Raw genomic sequence first — 15,833 nt, 5'->3', positions numbered from 1 at the left:
GTCGGGTCGGCCGGGGTTGAGGAGTGCTTCGAGCATGCGTTGGAGTCGGACCCCGTCGAGCAGGGGGATGCGGAAGCTGCCGGTGGTGGTGGCGGTGACCTCGTCGTGGGTGAGGTTCAAGAGGGTGGTGCGGGCGGCGCGTGCTTCGGCGCGGGCGAGCTGGGTGGCGAGGCGGGCGTCGGCGCCGTCGGGGTCGATGACCTCCTCGAGGTGGTCGGCCAGCCGGCGCAGGGTGTGGGTGTCGTGGGTGTGGGCCTGCCCGGCCAGGTACTCCTCGGCCCGGGCCACCAGGTCGGTGTCGACCTCCTCGGGCAGGGCGTCCAGGGCGGCCAGGATGACCGTGGCGGAGGCGGTCGGGAACGCGCCGTTCGCGAGCGCTGTCCGGGTCAACGGATGCTCCTCCAACCCCCGAGCCAGCGTGATCTGTCGCTTCGCCAAACCAGGGGCCAGACGTACCCGGTCGCGGAGCCAGGCGACCAGGCTGGTCTCACCGTCGTAGGCGGCCAGGTCGCACCGGTCGGCCTGGGCGAGGAGGGCCAGGGTGAGCTGCTCCAGCCGCGCCACCGCGGCATAGGCCTCACGCAGGCACTCACCCAGCTGCTCCGGGGACAGCGCCCACAACCGATCGACCTCGCCCCCGTCCAGCACCCCGTCCAGCACCTCGTGCAACCGACCCAGGAACCGATGCACCCCATGAGCCCGCGACGCCACGGGCCGACCGGATGGTTCGGGGTCCACAACACTCATCAACACTCCACGGATGCGCGACACGGGTAGGAGAGAACGGTCTGCTGATCGACGTGGAGGTGGAGCCACCGGAGCGGCTGACGATCGCTACCAATCGTACACGTGTTCGAACAAGAACGCAAAGATTCCGTCAGCGCCCGTGGAGCTTTCGCAGCACCCGCATCGAGCCGAGCGCCTCGATCTCCTCGAAGCCTCCGCTTGCCAGCGCGGGCAGGTAGATCTGCTCGTACGGCGGACGCCCGCCGTCGGCCGGGTCGGGGAAGACGTCGTGGATCACGAGCAGGCCGTGGGGCATCACGTGGGGGACCCAACCCTCGTAGTCGTCGCGGGCCGGCTGCTCGCCGTGACCACCGTCGATGAACAGCAGCGCCAGCGGCGTCCGCCACCACCGGCTGACGGTGGTGCTACGTCCGACGACGGCGACCACCTGGTCCTCGAGGCCGGCCCGTTGGATGGTGCGCCGGAAGGACGGGAGAGTGTCCATCAGCCCGGTCTCGGGGTCGACCAGGGACGTGTCGTGGTGCTCCCAGCCGGCCTGGTTCTCCTCGCTGCCGCGGTGGTGGTCGACCGTGAACACGGTGCCACCGGTCTCGCGGGCCGCGGCGCCGAGGTAGACGGCGGACTTGCCGCAGTAGGTGCCGACCTCGAGCGCCGGGCCGTCGGGCAGCTGCTGGACCGCATACCGGTACAGGAGCTCGCCCTCGTCGGGCGGCATGAACCCGGTGGCCGCCACGGCATGGCTCAGGAGGTCGGCCGGCATGTTTGTCACGACAGGAGACCCTAGGGTGTCGCCATGGGTCGGGCGTCGGGGCACAGCGTGTTGGTCGTGCCCGTCCCCGAGCTGGAGCCGTTCGTGGTGGAGCGGACGCAGCACTACGACGACTCCTTCCTCTCGGCCGACCCGTCGTTCGTGCACGCACACATCACGCTGCTCGCGCCGTGGTTGGCGCTGCCTTCGGCCGACGACCTGGAGCGCGTGGCGAAGCTCGCCTCGGCGACGGAGCCGTTCGACTTCACGCTGGCGGATGTCCACGTGTTCCCCGGCGGGACCATCTACCTCGATCCGGTGCCGTCGAGACCGTTCGAGTCGTTGACGGCCGAGCTCGCCGCGGCGTTCCCGCAGTGCCCGCCGTACGAAGGCCTCTTCGACGCGATCCCGCACCTCACGGTCGACCACCTGCTCGGCGGGGTCGGCGTCGAGCGGACCCGCGCGGCACTCGGCGGTCTGCTGCCCGCCAGCTGCCGGGCGGAGCGCATCAGCCTGCAGTGGTACGCCAACCACGGCTGCCGCACCATCGCCGAGTGGGAGCTCGGCCGATGAAGGTGCTCGTCACCGGGGGAGTGCGCTCGGGCAAGTCGCGGCATGCCGAGGAGCTGCTCGGCACGGCCGACGATGTCGCGTACGTCGCCCCGGGGCCGTCCCCCGAGCACGACGACGCGGACTGGGCCGCGCGAGTGGCCGCGCACCGAGCCGCCCGGCCGGCGAACTGGGTCACGCATGAGACGCCGGATCTCGCCGGCGTGCTCGCAACGACCGCCGGCCCCGTCCTCGTCGACTGCCTCGGCACCTGGCTGACAGCGGTGGTGGACGAGCGCGATCTGTGGGAGGCGTCCTCCGACCGTGTCGCCGGGGTCGTGGACGCGCTCCTCGACGACGTCGTCGCAGCGTTGGCCGCGACCGCGTCCGACGTGGTGCTGGTGACCAACGAGGTGGGGCTGGGGGTAGTGCCGGCCTATCGCTCCGGGCGGCTCTTCCGTGATCTGCTCGGCAGCGTCAACCAGCGCGTCGCGTCGGCCTGTGACGAGGTCCACCTCGTGATCGCGGGTCGCGTCCTCAGGCTCTGAGCCGAGACCTTCGTCTCGGAGTCCTACGTTTCGCCGCGCGAAGGGGTGCGCGCAACATAGTGTGCGCGCCATGTCCATGCCTTCGCGCGCCCTCGGGGCACGCATCCTCGGAGTCCTGTCCGTCCTCCTCGCGGTGGTGCTGACGACCGGCCAGGGCGCATACGCCGCCTCGAAGACCGTTCGCGACGCCACCGGCGACGTCTACTCGCTGACGGGTGACACGCCGACCAAGGTGTCCGGCCCGAGCGGGGACATCACCTCCGTGACGACCACGCACACGCGGCACACCGTCCGGATCAGGGTGCAGGCCCGTCACCTCAACCTCGACCAGACGCTGCTGGTCGCGAAGGTGAAGACCGGGCCGACCGGCCCGTCGTACTTCTTCAACGGCACCGCCGACATCGGCATGCGGATGGCCCTCATGACGAAGGGTCAGGCCCACCTCATCGTGTGCCCGGGCATCAGCATGAGGTTCCGTCCGGCGCGTGGCTACGTGATGGCCGTCATCCCGCGCACGTGCCTCGGTGACCCGCGCTGGGTCCAGGCCGGCGCCGCCCTGGCGACCACCGACTCCATCATCAAGACGCTCGCGGACGACAACTTCGACCCGATGTCAGACGGCTCCGACGGCTCCACCGGCACCGTCGACATCGCCGGCGTCGGCACCATCTCCACCGCGCAGATGAACGCGCCGACCGTGCCGCTCCCGCTCGGCCCGCGGGTCCACGTCGGCTGAGTGGCCCTACCTGTCGTGAGGCCCCCGTCCGGTCGGACGGGGGCCTTCGTGCGTCCGCGCATACCTCAAATGCGGTACGTGGTGGCCGATCCGGGCCCATTGCGCGGACGCAGGGGCGAGCGGCTGGCACGCTCGTCCGTGAAGCGTCGTGACGGCGCGTTGCCGACCACCCGCTCCACCCCGTGTCGGACCCCCATCGTCCGGCACGGGGCGGCCGCCTCGGTCCTTCGGGGGAAGGACCAGGGCGGCCATCCGGCGTTCTCCACTGGTGATCCGCGCGTTGGCGCTAGCGGTGCCGCCACGAACCCCACAATGCTCCGGTCGTGCAGGCCGCGAAGACCGCCAGGTAGAGCCTCCACTCCGACGACGTCCTCGGCGTGAAGAAGGCGACGAGGATCAACATGCCGAGGGCGACGCCGCCGGCGGCCCAGACGGCGCTCGGCTTCCTGGGGTTCATCCACTTATGCCACGAAGGCGGGGTCGGACCATCATTACTTTCCTCCGAGAGTCACTCCGACTGCCCGCGCGTGTCGCGGCCACTGAGGACGAATACCCAACTTGTTGTGGTTCAGTCGAAAAGTCAAGCCCCCGTGCCTGATTCGCAGGACTCCGATGCACGCATGCGTGCGTGCCCACGATCAGGCGGCCAGCCCACCGAGCGCGACACGGAAGAGGTCCCACCCCTCGTTGGCGGGCGCCCGATGGCTGGTCAGCGGCGCGGGGGGTGCGGGTCGATGTGTCGGTCTTGCCGGTAGCGCGGACGTACCGAACGCCTCGTGACTCCAGATCACCGCTTGTTGAACATGAGCTCGGCAACGTCACGATCGCGCACGCCCTCGGTGCGAGCGCTGGAGTTGGCCAGGGCAAGGTGACAGAAGCTCGGAACCCCACTCGTGAGGGGTCAAGAGAGAACAGCCCCTGGTCTGCGTCTCCGCAGGTCAGGGGCTGTGTCTGGTGGGTGATACTGGGTTCGAACCAGTGACCTCTTCGGTGTGAACGAAGCGCGCTACCACTGCGCCAATCACCCATCGCTCGGTCATCGGTGTGACCGGTGATGCGGTCGGAACACTAGCGCATCGGCCCTGGGGACTCACATTCGCCGCCCATGACGCGGTTCTGTCTGAGATTTGTCTCTCTGAAGTGCCGGACTGACGTCACGGATCCTTTTCGCCCCCGTCTCGTTAACAGAGCGAGCAAGCAACTAAGGGGAGACCAAGGATGACCCAGCAGCCGATGCAGCCGATCCGCACGACGAGCGGGGGAGTGAGCCAAGCGGTCCTGCTCTCCTGCGTCGACCAGTGGGGCCGGGCCGTGGAGGTCCCGACGACACTGGGCTACCGCGCCGACGACCCGTACGCCCTGTCCATGGTGTTCCACTCGGCTGGGGGTGATGTCGAATGGGTCCTCGCGCGCACCTTGCTCCTGCAAGGCCTCGCGTCGCCGTGCGGTGACGGCGACGTCAAGGTCTATCCGAGCATCGACGAGGACGCGAACGCGGTCACGATCCTCGACTTCTGCTCGCCCGACGGCCGGCTCGTCGCCCAGACCGACTCGCTGGCGCTTCAGTCGTTCCTGAGCCGCACCTTCGAGCTGGTCCCGGTCGGGTCCGAGAGCAAGCACCTGGACCTCGACGGACTGGTCGCGGCCCTCCTCGGGACGCCGTGACGCGGTCAGTGACCCAGGAGCTCTGACTCCCTGCTTCGCCAGACCTCCTGCACAGCTCGGGTGACCGGGCCGTGCGGGAGGTCTCGCTCGTTCCAGCGGACGACGGCCTGGGCGTCCCGGGTCGTGGACGCGAGGAAGATCTCGCTGGCCTGCTCGAGCACGTCGATCGGCTCGTCGACCTCGCGACCGCCGTACCACTCGAGGATCAGGCCGCGTGTGACGCCGGCCAGGCAGCCACTGGCGAGCGACGGTGTCCGCAGCTCGCCGTCGACGACGTAGAAGACGTTGGTCCCCGTGCCCTCGCACAGATGACCCTGCGTGTTGGCGAACACCGCCTCGGTCGCTCCCTGACGGTGCGCCTCGGCGAGCGCGACGACGTTCTCGGCGTACGACGTGGTCTTCAGGCCGGCGAGTGCGCCCTTCTCGTTGCGCGGCCACGGGACCGTGACGACGGACGTGGCCGCGGGCCAGGGTTGCATCACGTCGGCGGTGACGACGACCGTGGGCCGGGCGTCGCCGCGACCCGAGCCCATCGGGGCGGGGCCGCCGGTCACGGTGATCCTGATCCTGCCGAGCGGCAGGGGGTCGGCGAGGACCTCCTTGACGCCCCGACGCAGTGCCTCGTCGTCCACCGACTCCAGGCCGAGACCGGCGGCGGAGCGGTGTAGCCGCTCGAGGTGCCGGTCGAGTGCGAACGGGAGACCGTCGATGACCTTGATCGCCTCGAAGACTCCGTCGCCCACGGTCACGCCGTGATCGTCGACCCGCAGGGCCGGGGCGGTGGGGTCATCGAGCAGGTGTCCGTCGAGCCAGGCGCGCATGGGCCTCACTGTAGTGAGGTGGGGCCACTGATCAGTGGTGGGACGGGTGGGGTTGGTGAGGGCGATTCGCGAACGATCCGACCCCGATTTGGCGGCCTGTAGGCGATCCGCTACTGTTCTCGACGTCGCCAGGACAGCCCGAAAGGGCCGAACGGCAACAAGCGGACGTAGCTCAGTTGGTAGAGCGCAACCTTGCCAAGGTTGAGGTCGCGAGTTCGAGCCTCGTCGTCCGCTCTGAGGTGCACAGCCTCCGCGGTGGGTTGGCCGAGAGGCGAGGCAACGGACTGCAAATCCGTGTACACGGGTTCAAATCCCGTACCCACCTCCAACCCATCAACAACTCAAGACCTGGGCGATTGGCGCAGCGGTAGCGCGCTTCCTTGACACGGAAGAGGTCACTGGTTCAAACCCAGTATCGCCCACCACCACGAAACGGCCCCTGGCCTGCGGAGACGCAGAGCCAGGGGCCGTTTCGCATCTCCGGTCCTGCCACGAGACCTCCTCGGCGACTTCGTATCGGCGTTCACCGGAGCGTCACCTCAGGTCCACAGCGCCGTTGCCCCTGGTGGGAACGAACGGGCCAGATGTCGCCCGACCACCAGGAGGAATCACTTCATGCAGTTCCGACGACATGCCACCCGGGCCCGCGCAGCCGGACTCCTGCTCGCAGTCGGGGCCACCGCCGGCCTGGTCGGCGTCTCCGGAGGAGGGGTCTCCGCCGTACGGACGGTGACCACTTCGAAGTCCGGCGTGACCACGGCTCCGCCGATCAAGCACGTGTTCGTCATCAACCTCGAGAACAAGGGCTACGACGAGACGTTCGGCCCGGGCTCCGCGGCGCCGTACCTGTCGAAGACCCTGCGCGACGGAGGGCAGCTCCTGACGCAGTACTACGGCACCGCACACAACAGCCTGCCGAACTACGTCGCCCAGATCAGCGGGCAGGGCCCCAACTCCCAGACGCAGGCTGACTGCCAGACCTACTCGGACTTCGCACAGGCCGGGACCGTCGCGCCGCAGCAGGCCGTCGGGAACGGCTGCGTCTACCCGGCGGGGGTGAAGACCGTCGCCGACCAGCTCGAGGCCAAGGGCCTGACGTGGCGCGGCTACATGGAGGACATGGGGACGCCGTGCCGGCATCCCGCGGCCAACGCACCCGACGACACGCAGAAGGCGAAGGTCGGCGACCAGTACGCGGCCCGACACAACCCGTTCGTCTACTTCCACAGCATCATCGATCGCCCGTCGTGCGCGGCCGACGACGTGGACCTGAACCAGTTGCCGACCGACCTGGCCACGACCGCGACGACGCGGAACCTGACCTACATCACGCCCGACCTGTGCGACGACGCGCACGACAGCCCGTGCGTCGACGGCCGGCCGGGCGGGCTGGCCACCGCCGACCAGTGGCTGCAGACCTGGGTCCCGAAGATCCTGGCCTCACCCGCGTTCACGAAGGACGGACTCCTGGTGATCACCTTCGACGAGGCGGACACCGGCACCCAGAGCGGTGCCGACGCGTGCTGCGGCGAGGGCCCGGGCCCGAACTCGCCCCTGCCCGGCATCTACGGCCTCGGCGGCGGCCGCACCGGTACGGTCCTCATATCCCCCTTCCTGAAGGCGGGCACGATCAACGACACCGGCTACAACCACTACTCCCTGCTGCGCTCCATCGAGGACATCTTCGGCCTTGCGCCGCTCGGGTACGCGAGCACCGCCCGTGGCTTCGGCTACGACGTCTGGGCAGCGGGCTGATGGCCGCCGCGTCGTACCGACTCGTCCCCTCTGAGTCAGCCGAGGACCTCTCATGACACCTCCTCCCGACCTCAGCCGTCGCCAGGTCCTGGCCGGCGCCGCCGGCGCCGCGGGTGCGCTGGCCGTTGGCAGTCACGCCGACACCGCCTCGGCCGCCACCGCGCCGCTGCCTTCGCCGGGCGCCTCCGGCATCGACCACATCGTGGTGCTGATGATGGAGAACCGCTCCTTCGACCACTACCTGGGTTGGCTCGAGGGCGCCGACGGCAGGCAGGCTGGCCTCTCGTACGTCGACCGCGACGGTGTCACCAGGCAGACCCACCACCTCACCGACTACCAGGGCTGCGCGCACCCGGACCCGGACCACTCCTACGAGGGCGGTCGTGTCCAGTACAACGGCGGGCGCTGCGACGGGTGGCTGCGCGCGGGGGAGAACGACGAGTTCGCCATCGGCTACTACACCCAGGCTGATCTCGGCTTCTACGGGCAGGCCATGCCCTACTGGACGACGTTCGACCGGTACTTCTCCGCCACTCTCGCGGAGACCTACCCCAACCGGTTCTACCAGCACAGCGCCCGGACCGATCGGCTCCACAACTCCACGGCGATCGCCACCATGCCGACGATCTGGGACCGGCTCGCCGACAAGGGCGTCCCGCGGGCGTACTACTACGTCGACGTGCCGTTCCTCGCGCTCTACGGCACGAAGTACGTCGACATCGCGCGCACCTATCCGCAGTTCCTGGCCGATGCCGCGGCCGGGACGCTCCCCGCCGTGTCGTTCCTGGACCCGAAGTTCCTCGACGAAGGCAGCGGCAGCTCGGCCGACGACCACCCCCACGCCGACATCCGTGCCGGCCAGTCCTTCGTCAATCAGGTCTACGAGGCCGTCACCGGCGGACCGGCCTGGGCGAGGACCGCCCTCGTCGTGAACTACGACGAGTGGGGCGGATTCTTCGACCACGTGCCACCGACCGTCGCGCCGGACGCCACCCCCGAGGCGGGCACCGGGATGCGCGGCTTCCGCACGCCTGCCTTGATGGTGTCGCCCCGGGCGCGGCGCGGCTTCGTGTCCCACAACGTCTACGACCACACCTCGGTCCTCAAGATGATCGAGTGGCGCTGGGGGTTGCCGCCGTTGACACCTCGTGACGCGGCGGCCCGCAACATCGCGGAGGTCCTCGACTTCGCCCGCGCGCCGAACCTGACGGCGCCGCGCTGGACGGTGCCGACCGCGGTCAGCGCGGCATGCGGTCCAGAAGGGACAGCGGACTACGAGGACTGGCACCGGCTCGCGGCGCTCGCCGCCACGAACGGGTGGCGCACCGGCGGGGTGGTCTGAGCCGGGATCGAGGCGGTCTTCGAACCTGGTTGTCCCGCGGGCGTGTCCCGGGCAGCCGCCGTCCAATGGCTTTACCGTCCCCCTGTGGCAGTGGTCGCATCGCCGACGCCGGTACAGCGCTGGGAGCGCCGTACGGAGGTCCCGCTCATCCTGTTGGCGCTCGCGTTCCTCGTCGCGTACGCCTGGCCGGTGCTCGATCCCCGCATCGATCACGAACTGCGCGGGTTCCTCGGGATCGTGTCGTGGACCGTATGGCTCGCGTTCGCGGTCGACTTCGCGATCCGGCTCCACCTCGCGGCGGGGGAGCGGAAGCGCTACGCGCTGACGCACTGGTACGACGTGGCGCTGGTCGTGCTTCCGGTGTTACGGCCGCTGCGGTTGCTCCGGCTCCTCGCGTTCGTCCGCATCCTCGACCGCTCGGCGACGCGCAACCTCGCAGGGCGGGTGCTGGTCTACGTGTCCGGGGCTGCGTCGCTCGCCGTCCTCCTCGGCGCCCTCGCGACACTCGATGCCGAGCAGGACGCATCCGGAGCAAACATCACGACGTTCGGCGATGCCCTGTGGTGGGCGGCCACGACCGTCACGACCGTCGGTTACGGGGACTTGTACCCGGTGACCTTCCAGGGCCGGGTGGTCGCGGTTGTGCTGATGCTGATCGGGATCGGCGTCGTCGGCGCCGTCACCGCGTCCGTCGCGACGTGGATCCTCGGGCGGGTGGCCGACGAGCGAGCCGAGCGGGAACGTGACGCCGACTAGGACGCTCGTCTCGGTCCCTGGATGGGTGCCCTCGGACGTGCCGTAGCCTCGGGGTTGGGGCCGATGCGACCAAGGGAGCTTCCGTGACCACAACGCCGACCAACCTGCTGGAGGAGCTCGAGCCTGTCGTCGCCGCCAACCTCGACCGGCACCTGTCGATGGCGCAGGAGTGGCATCCCCATGACTACGTCCCGTGGAGCCAGGGTCGCGACTTCGCGCTGCTCGGCGGCGAGGACTGGGATCCCGAGCAGTCACAGCTGTCCGAGACGGCCAAGGCCGCGATGTTCACCAACCTGCTCACCGAGGACAACCTGCCGTCGTACCACCGCGAGATCGCGACGCGCTTCGGCCGCGACGGCGCCTGGGGCACCTGGGTCGGCCGCTGGACGGCGGAGGAGAACCGGCACGGCATCGCCATGCGCGACTACCTCGTCGTGACCCGCGGCGTCGACCCGGTCGAGCTCGAGCGCGCCCGGATGGACTACATGACGTCCGGCTACGACTCGGGTGACAAGACCGCTCTCGAGGCCGTGGCATACGTGTCGTTCCAGGAGCTCGCGACCCGGGTCTCGCACCGCAACACCGGCAAGGTCACCAACGACCCCATCGCCGACAAGATGCTCGCCCGGATCTCCAAGGACGAGAACCTGCACATGGTCTTCTACCGCAACATCGTGTCGGCCGCGCTGGAGATCGCACCCGACGCCACCATGCGGGCGATCACGAACGAGGTGACCGGCTTCGAGATGCCGGGTGCCACGATGGCGGGCTTCCGGCGCAACTCGATGATCATCGCGAAGTCCGGCATCTACGACCTCCGGCTGCACCACGACGACGTGATCATGCCGGTGCTGCGGCACTGGGACTTCTTCGACCGCACCGACCTCGGCCCCGAGGGCGAGAAGGCACGCGAGGAGCTCAGCACCTTCCTCGAGGCGCTCGACGAGCAGGCGACCAAGTTCGTCGACCGGCGTGAGGAGGGACGGGCCAGGGCGGCCGCCCGCGAGGAGGCGCAGGACATCGTCGCCTCCTGAGGGAGCGGCTACCCGGCCAGCACGGCCACCGTGTGGTCGAGCGCGGTGGACCGCAGTCGCCGGCCGCCGCCGGTGACGATGCCGACGCTGAGCCCGTCCCACATCGCCCGCAGTCGCTCGGACAGGCCCTCATGGTCGGTCCGCTCGGGCAGTGCGTCGCTCAGCAGCCGCACGAGGTCGACGTGCCAGGACGAGTCGATCTCACGCTGGGCCTCGGCGAGCTCGGGGTGGTACGGCGCGCGTGCCCACAGCTCGAGCCACAGCTGCCAGCGCGGGTCCTTCTCGTCGATGGCCAGGTAGACGTCGGCGAAGTCGACGACCGCGGTCACGTCCGGCCGCTGCCGGCCGCCCGCCGCCGCGCTCTCGAGGACCGGCGCCCGCTGGTCGGCGTACCCCGCCTCGCTCCAGCGCAGCGTCTCCAGCAGCAGGCCGTCCCGCGTCTTGAAGTAGTAGAGCAGGTGTCCGCCGCTCGTCCCGAGGCGCGCGGCCAACGACGCCATGGTGAGCTTGCCGAGGCCGTGCTCGGCCACCATGTCGAGCGCCGCCGTCAGCACCTGCTCACGCGGTCGTTCCATGCGGCGGTTGTGACGGGGCACGCGCACCTGCCTTTCGCTCGGGTCGGCAAATTGTCGTGGACAGGCCTTGACTCTAGCGGTGACATGCGTCACTTTGAATGCTGTTCAAACATTTGAACGACGTTCAAAGTCTGCTCTCCAGAGGAAGGCCCCCCTCGATGACCGAACCCCTGATGCTCACCGCCGACGAGGCGGTGACGCCGATCGAGTCCGAGCGCAAGCTCGCCCGCGTCCTCGGACCGGGCACTGCGGTGCTCCTGGTGCTCTCGTGCATCACGCCGGCCTCGAGCCTGTTCATCATCGTCCCGGAGGTCCTCGGCTCGCAGGGGAGCGGCGCACCGCTCACGATCCTCGCCGGCGTCCTCATCTCGATCGCGGTCGGCGCCTGCTACGCCGAGCTCGGCACGCGTACGGCGAGCTCGGGCGGCGAGTACGCCATGGTCACCCAAACGCTCGGCAAGCAGGCCGGCTGGCTCACCTTCGCCCTCGCCGCCGTCCAGCTGTGGGTGATCCCGCCGATCATCGCGCTGGGCACCGCTGACTACCTCAGCGACATCGTCGACCTGCCCCGCGGGGCGACCGCGGCGGCGGTCATGCTGCTGGCCAGCGTCACGGCGATCCTCGACGTGAAGTCGAACGCGTTCGTGACGGGCATCTTCCTCGCCCTCGAGATCGTCGCGGCGATCGTCGTCACCATCCTCGGCCTGACCCACCTGCAGCGCGGCCCCGGTGAGCTCGTCGCGCCGCACGTCGCGAACGCCGCGGGCGGGCTCGACCCGTTCACGGTCGGCATCCTGATCTCCGGCCTGGCCGTCGGCACGTTCGTGGTCAGCGGCTTCGGCACGGCGGCGTACCTCGCCGAGGAGGTCATCGACCCGCGTCGCAACGTGGCACGCATCGTCTTCGCCTCGCTCGGGCTCGGGGCCGTCGTGATCCTCGTCCCGACCATCACCACGGTCCTCGCGGTCGGCAACCTGAGCGACCTCGCGACCGGCAACTTCTCCGAGTTCGTGCACGAGTGGGGTGGCCAGGGGCTCGGCATGGCCGTCAACGTCGCCATCGCGATCGCGATCCTCAACGCGGTCATCGTGATGGTGCTGCAGAACGGCCGCGTCGTCTTCGCGTCGGCGCGTGACCGGTCCTGGCCGCGTCCGGTCAACGAGGCCCTGACCCGGCTGCACCCGCGCTACAACACGCCGTGGGTCGCGACCCTCGCCATCGGCATCCCGGGGGCCGTGCTGGCGTACGCCGTCAACATCGAGGCACTGCTCGGCATCACCTCGGTGATCGTCTCGGTGATGTACGTCGTGCTGGCACTTGCCGCCCTGCGGGTGCGGCGCCAGCCCTCGACCGTCGCCGGGTGGCGGATGCCGCTGTGGCCGCTGGCGCCCCTCCTGGTCATCGTCGCCGTCGGCTACGCCCTGTTCGGCGCGGCCCGCTCCGACGTCATCGCCACCGCGATCATCCTCGGCCTCGCCGCCGCCTACTACGTCTTCTACCTCGCCCGGCGCCCGCACGAGCGCTTCGTGGTGGTCGACCCCTCGGACGACGCGCTCGAGCCCGTCGCGGCCGACGCCTGAGACCGAGAGCCGAAGGAGCCCGATCATGGTCCGCCACGGCCCGCGGCTCGGCACCGCCCGCCGCGAGCGGGACCTGCGCGAGGGCACCACCTGGGACCCCGGCCTTCCGCTCCTCGCGGGCCGCGGATCTGCGACAACCACCACCCGTCCAACCACCATCCACCTCTCGAACGGAGTCCTCCGATGACGAACCACGACGTGATCGTGGTCGGCGCCGGCGTGACCGGACTGACCACCGCCTACCGGCTGGCGAGCGCCGGCCACGACGTGCTCGTGCTCGAGGCACGCGACCGCGTCGGCGGACGCCTGCTCACCGAGCGGCACGCCCAACACGACGAGGCCGACTCCTCGGCCGACTTCGAGGTCGGCGGCCAGTGGGTCTCGCCCGACCAGACGGCGCTCCTCGGCCTCGTCGACGAGCTCGGGCTGGAGACCTTCCCGCGCTACCGGTCCGGCGACTCCCTGTACGTCGGCCGTGCGGGCACCCCGATGCGGTTCACCGGCGACCTGCCGGTCAGCGAGACGACGGCGGCAGCGATCGCGCAGCTGACCAAGACGCTCGACGGCCTCGCCGGCGAGATGGACCCCTCGCGGCCGTGGGAGCACCCCGACGCCACCCACCTCGACAGTGTCTCCTTCCGCGCCTGGCTGGAGGAGCGGTGCGACGACGTCGAGGCGTGCGACAACGTCGCGATGTACGTCGGCCCGGCGATGCTGACCAAGCCCGCGCACGCCTTCTCGGCCCTGCAGGCGGTGCTCATGGCGGCCAGCGCGGGCTCGTTCACCAACCTGGTCGACGCTGACTTCATCCTGGACCGGCGCGTCCACGGCGGCCTGGCGTCGGTGCCGCGGGCGCTCGCGGACCGGCTGGGCGACCGGGTGCGCCTCGAGGCGGACGTCAGCCTCGTGGAGTGGAGCGACGAGGGCGCGGTCGTGCACGTCGGCGATCAGACCTTCAAGGCCCGGCACGTCGTGCTGGCGGTCCCACCGACCGTCGTACGCCGCATCCGGTTCTCGCCCGAGCTGCCGGCGGAGCACCGCATGGCACGGGAGCACCAGTCGTTCGGACTCGTGGTCAAGGTGCAGGCGGCGTACGCCTCGCCGTTCTGGCGTGAGCAGGGGCTCAGCGGCACCGGGTTCGGGCCGTACGAGCTGGTGCACGAGGTCTACGACAACACCCCGGACGGCGACGAGCGCGGCTTCCTCGTCGGGTTCGTCTCCGACATCAACGCCGACGAGGTGGGCCGAGCCTCCGCGCAGGAGCGTCGGGAGCGGATCCTCGCGTCGCTGGCCACCTACTTCGGTGAGCAGGCGCGCGAGCCGCTGGTGTACGTCGAGAGCGACTGGCAGCACCAGGAGCTGACCGGCGGGGCATACGGCACGAGCTTCGACCTCGGTGGCCTGACCCGCTACGGCGCGGTGCTCCGCGAGCCCCTCGGCGCGCTCGACTTCGGCAGCAGCGACGTCGCCGGCCTGGGCTTCCAGCACGTCGACGGCGCGATCCGGGTCGGCGACGAGATCGCGGGGCGTCTGATCGAGGGCGTCCACCCGTGACGAGCGTCCTCAACGTCATCGGCGGCCGCTTCGTCCCGGCCGCCTCGGGCGAGACGTCCCTCCTGGTCGACCCGTGCTCGGGCAAGGTGTTCGGCTGTGCGCCGCTCTCCCGTGAGCCGGAGGTGGACGCAGCCTTCGCGGCGGCCACGCGGGCGTTCGGGCCCTGGCGGCGCATGACGCCCGGGGAGCGCCAGCAGCTGCTCCTCGCCCTGGTCGCCGCGCTGGAGGCGCGGGTCGCCGACCTGGTCGAGGCGGAGGTCGCGAACACCGGTAAGCCGGTCGCGGCCACCCGGGACGACGAGATCCTCGCCGGCATCGACCACCTGCGCTACTTCGCCGGTCTGGCGCGCTCGCTCGAGGGCATCGGTGCGGGGGAGTACGTCGACGGGCACACCTCCTACGTCCGGCGCGAGCCCGTCGGCGTGGTCGGCCAGGTCGCGCCGTGGAACTACCCGTTCCTGATGGCGATCTGGAAGGTCGCTCCGGCACTCGCCGCCGGCAACACCGTGGTGCTCAAGCCGTCCGACACCACGCCGCTGAGCGCTGTGCTCCTCGCGGAGACCGCCGCTGCGGTGCTCCCGCCCGGGGTGCTGAACGTCGTCTGCGGCGACCGGGAGACCGGCCGGCTCGTGGTCGCGCACCCGGACGCGGCGATGGTGTCGATCACGGGCTCGACGGCCGCGGGCCGCCAGGTCGCGGCCTCCGCCGCACACGACCTCAAGCGGGCCCACCTGGAGCTCGGCGGCAAGGCCCCTGCGGTCGTGCTGGCCGACGCGGACCTCGACGCGGCGGTCGACGGGATCGTTGCCGGCGCGTTCGCCAACGCCGGGCAGGACTGCACGGCGGCCACGCGCGTCCTCGTCCACGACTCGATCGCCGCGGAGCTCACCGACGGCTGGTGAAGGCCGCCTCCCAGGTGCGGACCGGGCCGCCCTCGGACGAGGGGGCGCTGTTCGGGCCGCTCAACAACGCCGATCAGCTCGCCCGGGTCAGTGCCGTGATCGACGCCCTTCCGCCTCACGCGCAGGTGCTGACGGGCGGCTCACGGGTGGGTGACGACGGCTTCTTCTTCGCGCCCACGGTCGTCGCCGGCGTACGGCAGGAGGACGACGTCGTCCAGCAGGAGGTCTTCGGCCCGGTCCTCACCGTGCAGACCTTCGGGGACCTCGAGGAGGCGCTGGCGCTCGCGAACGGCGTCGACTACGCCCTCGCCGCCTCGGTCTGGACCCGGGACCACGCCAGCGCCATGCGGCTGACGTGCGAGCTCGACTTCGGCTGCGTCTGGGTCAACACCCACCTCCCGCTCGCCGCCGAGATGCCGCACGGCGGGTTCAAGCGCAGCGGCTACGGCAAGGACCTGTCGCACTACGGGCTCGAGGACTACACCCGCGTCAAGCACGTGATGCACGCCTTCGCGTGACCC

At 70.3% G+C, this 15,833-nt stretch carries 16 protein-coding genes, 4 tRNA genes and 1 pseudogene; 15 read left to right on the top strand and 6 right to left on the bottom strand.

From position 1 onward, the window contains the following. The coding region (locus tag ABD205_RS09890; RefSeq protein WP_344044637.1) for a DUF222 domain-containing protein at positions 1-690 on the bottom strand (690 nt) is incomplete at its 3' end. Between the two features lie 187 nt (positions 691-877). After that, on the bottom strand, positions 878-1,507 hold the full coding sequence (locus ABD205_RS09885; protein WP_344045851.1) for a class I SAM-dependent methyltransferase: 630 nt from the start codon (positions 1,505-1,507) through the stop codon (positions 878-880). Between the two features lie 33 nt (positions 1,508-1,540). Between ABD205_RS09885 and ABD205_RS09880 the strand changes: the two genes are divergently transcribed. The 3 genes from ABD205_RS09880 to ABD205_RS09870 all read left to right on the top strand — a co-directional run bounded on the left by ABD205_RS09880 (position 1,541) and on the right by ABD205_RS09870 (position 3,328). Further along, complete coding sequence (locus ABD205_RS09880; protein WP_344044636.1) at positions 1,541-2,068, top strand: 2'-5' RNA ligase family protein; 528 nt, start codon at positions 1,541-1,543, stop codon at positions 2,066-2,068. Beyond that, on the top strand, positions 2,050-2,592 hold the full coding sequence (cobU, locus tag ABD205_RS09875; RefSeq protein ID WP_344044635.1) for a bifunctional adenosylcobinamide kinase/adenosylcobinamide-phosphate guanylyltransferase: 543 nt from the start codon (positions 2,050-2,052) through the stop codon (positions 2,590-2,592). Before ABD205_RS09880 ends, cobU begins: the two co-directional genes overlap by 19 nt. A gap of 70 nt (positions 2,593-2,662) precedes the next feature. Continuing rightward, complete coding sequence (locus ABD205_RS09870; protein WP_344044634.1) at positions 2,663-3,328, top strand: hypothetical protein; 666 nt, start codon at positions 2,663-2,665, stop codon at positions 3,326-3,328. A gap of 286 nt (positions 3,329-3,614) precedes the next feature. Here the strand turns inward: ABD205_RS09870 and ABD205_RS09865 are convergent, their stop codons facing one another. Together ABD205_RS09865 and ABD205_RS09860 are read right to left on the bottom strand one after the other, a co-directional pair. Beyond that, the gene (locus tag ABD205_RS09865; RefSeq protein WP_344044633.1) at positions 3,615-3,785 is read right to left on the bottom strand and encodes a hypothetical protein; all 171 of its coding nucleotides are present in this window, start codon (positions 3,783-3,785) and stop codon (positions 3,615-3,617) included. Positions 3,786-4,280: 495 nt separating this feature from the next. Next, positions 4,281-4,355, bottom strand: a tRNA-Val gene (locus ABD205_RS09860). A 191-nt stretch (positions 4,356-4,546) separates the two neighbouring features. Here ABD205_RS09860 and ABD205_RS09855 point away from each other — a divergent pair. Beyond that, positions 4,547-4,993 (top strand): SsgA family sporulation/cell division regulator, encoded by a 447-nt coding sequence (locus ABD205_RS09855; RefSeq protein WP_344044632.1) that lies wholly within the window; start codon positions 4,547-4,549, stop codon positions 4,991-4,993. 5 nt (positions 4,994-4,998) lie between these two features. Here the strand turns inward: ABD205_RS09855 and ABD205_RS09850 are convergent, their stop codons facing one another. Next, positions 4,999-5,814 (bottom strand): aminotransferase class IV, encoded by an 816-nt coding sequence (locus ABD205_RS09850; RefSeq protein WP_344044631.1) that lies wholly within the window; start codon positions 5,812-5,814, stop codon positions 4,999-5,001. 161 nt (positions 5,815-5,975) lie between these two features. Between ABD205_RS09850 and ABD205_RS09845 the strand changes: the two genes are divergently transcribed. From ABD205_RS09845 to ABD205_RS09815, 7 genes are all read left to right on the top strand, one after another. Further along, a tRNA-Gly gene (locus tag ABD205_RS09845) sits at positions 5,976-6,048 on the top strand. Between the two features lie 20 nt (positions 6,049-6,068). Next, positions 6,069-6,142, top strand: a tRNA-Cys gene (locus ABD205_RS09840). Positions 6,143-6,164: 22 nt separating this feature from the next. After that, positions 6,165-6,239, top strand: a tRNA-Val gene (locus ABD205_RS09835). A gap of 190 nt (positions 6,240-6,429) precedes the next feature. After that, a complete protein-coding gene (locus tag ABD205_RS09830) occupies positions 6,430-7,569 on the top strand; it encodes an alkaline phosphatase family protein (protein ID WP_344044630.1) in 1,140 nt (379 codons plus the stop codon). 52 nt (positions 7,570-7,621) lie between these two features. Further along, the gene (locus ABD205_RS09825; protein ID WP_344044629.1) at positions 7,622-8,911 is read left to right on the top strand and encodes an alkaline phosphatase family protein; all 1,290 of its coding nucleotides are present in this window, start codon (positions 7,622-7,624) and stop codon (positions 8,909-8,911) included. Positions 8,912-8,995: 84 nt separating this feature from the next. Beyond that, positions 8,996-9,667: a potassium channel family protein gene (locus ABD205_RS09820; RefSeq protein ID WP_344044628.1), complete on the top strand. Its 672-nt coding sequence runs from the start codon at positions 8,996-8,998 to the stop codon at positions 9,665-9,667. A gap of 83 nt (positions 9,668-9,750) precedes the next feature. Further along, positions 9,751-10,701, top strand: a complete 951-nt coding sequence (locus tag ABD205_RS09815) for an acyl-ACP desaturase (RefSeq protein ID WP_344044627.1) — start codon at positions 9,751-9,753, stop codon at positions 10,699-10,701. Between the two features lie 8 nt (positions 10,702-10,709). Here the strand turns inward: ABD205_RS09815 and ABD205_RS09810 are convergent, their stop codons facing one another. Then, entirely contained in the window at positions 10,710-11,276 is a 567-nt protein-coding gene (locus tag ABD205_RS09810) for a TetR/AcrR family transcriptional regulator (RefSeq protein WP_344044626.1), read from the bottom strand. 158 nt (positions 11,277-11,434) lie between these two features. Here ABD205_RS09810 and ABD205_RS09805 point away from each other — a divergent pair, with 158 nt between their 5' ends. The 4 genes and pseudogenes from ABD205_RS09805 to ABD205_RS09790 all read left to right on the top strand — a co-directional run bounded on the left by ABD205_RS09805 (position 11,435) and on the right by ABD205_RS09790 (position 15,830). Then, a complete protein-coding gene (locus tag ABD205_RS09805; protein ID WP_344044625.1) occupies positions 11,435-12,856 on the top strand; it encodes an APC family permease in 1,422 nt (473 codons plus the stop codon). A gap of 25 nt (positions 12,857-12,881) precedes the next feature. Beyond that, positions 12,882-13,043, top strand: a complete 162-nt coding sequence (locus ABD205_RS09800; RefSeq protein ID WP_344044624.1) for a hypothetical protein — start codon at positions 12,882-12,884, stop codon at positions 13,041-13,043. Further along, positions 13,040-14,410 carry a flavin monoamine oxidase family protein gene (locus tag ABD205_RS09795; protein WP_344044623.1) on the top strand — a complete coding sequence of 457 codons (1,371 nt, stop codon included), beginning with the start codon at positions 13,040-13,042 and terminating at the stop codon, positions 14,408-14,410. The genes ABD205_RS09800 and ABD205_RS09795 overlap by 4 nt, the downstream gene beginning before the upstream one ends. Next, a pseudogene (locus tag ABD205_RS09790) lies at positions 14,407-15,830 on the top strand (aminobutyraldehyde dehydrogenase). Before ABD205_RS09795 ends, ABD205_RS09790 begins: the two are co-directional and overlap by 4 nt. Positions 15,831-15,833: the final 3 nt, after the last annotated feature.

Source organism: Nocardioides panacihumi, assembly GCF_039530925.1.
Taxonomy (GTDB): Bacteria; Actinomycetota; Actinomycetes; order Propionibacteriales; family Nocardioidaceae; genus Nocardioides; species Nocardioides panacihumi.
Note: the sequence above shows the minus strand (reverse complement) of the source record. Positions and strands in the feature narration are given on the sequence as shown.

Bases quoted from the DNA above. Each gene is read 5' to 3' on its own strand.
- ABD205_RS09885 (WP_344045851.1), bottom strand. From the start codon at position 1,507: ATGCCGGCCGACCTCCTGAGCCATGCCGTGGCGGCCACCGGGTTCATG.
- ABD205_RS09880 (WP_344044636.1), top strand. From the start codon at position 1,541: ATGGGTCGGGCGTCGGGGCACAGCGTGTTGGTCGTGCCCGTCCCCGAG.
- ABD205_RS09870 (WP_344044634.1), top strand. From the start codon at position 2,663: ATGTCCATGCCTTCGCGCGCCCTCGGGGCACGCATCCTCGGAGTCCTG.
- ABD205_RS09865 (WP_344044633.1), bottom strand. From the start codon at position 3,785: ATGAACCCCAGGAAGCCGAGCGCCGTCTGGGCCGCCGGCGGCGTCGCC.
- ABD205_RS09855 (WP_344044632.1), top strand. From the start codon at position 4,547: ATGACCCAGCAGCCGATGCAGCCGATCCGCACGACGAGCGGGGGAGTG.
- ABD205_RS09850 (WP_344044631.1), bottom strand. From the start codon at position 5,814: ATGCGCGCCTGGCTCGACGGACACCTGCTCGATGACCCCACCGCCCCG.
- ABD205_RS09830 (WP_344044630.1), top strand. From the start codon at position 6,430: ATGCAGTTCCGACGACATGCCACCCGGGCCCGCGCAGCCGGACTCCTG.
- ABD205_RS09825 (WP_344044629.1), top strand. From the start codon at position 7,622: ATGACACCTCCTCCCGACCTCAGCCGTCGCCAGGTCCTGGCCGGCGCC.
- ABD205_RS09810 (WP_344044626.1), bottom strand. From the start codon at position 11,276: ATGGAACGACCGCGTGAGCAGGTGCTGACGGCGGCGCTCGACATGGTG.
- ABD205_RS09805 (WP_344044625.1), top strand. From the start codon at position 11,435: ATGACCGAACCCCTGATGCTCACCGCCGACGAGGCGGTGACGCCGATC.
- ABD205_RS09800 (WP_344044624.1), top strand. From the start codon at position 12,882: ATGGTCCGCCACGGCCCGCGGCTCGGCACCGCCCGCCGCGAGCGGGAC.
- ABD205_RS09795 (WP_344044623.1), top strand. From the start codon at position 13,040: ATGACGAACCACGACGTGATCGTGGTCGGCGCCGGCGTGACCGGACTG.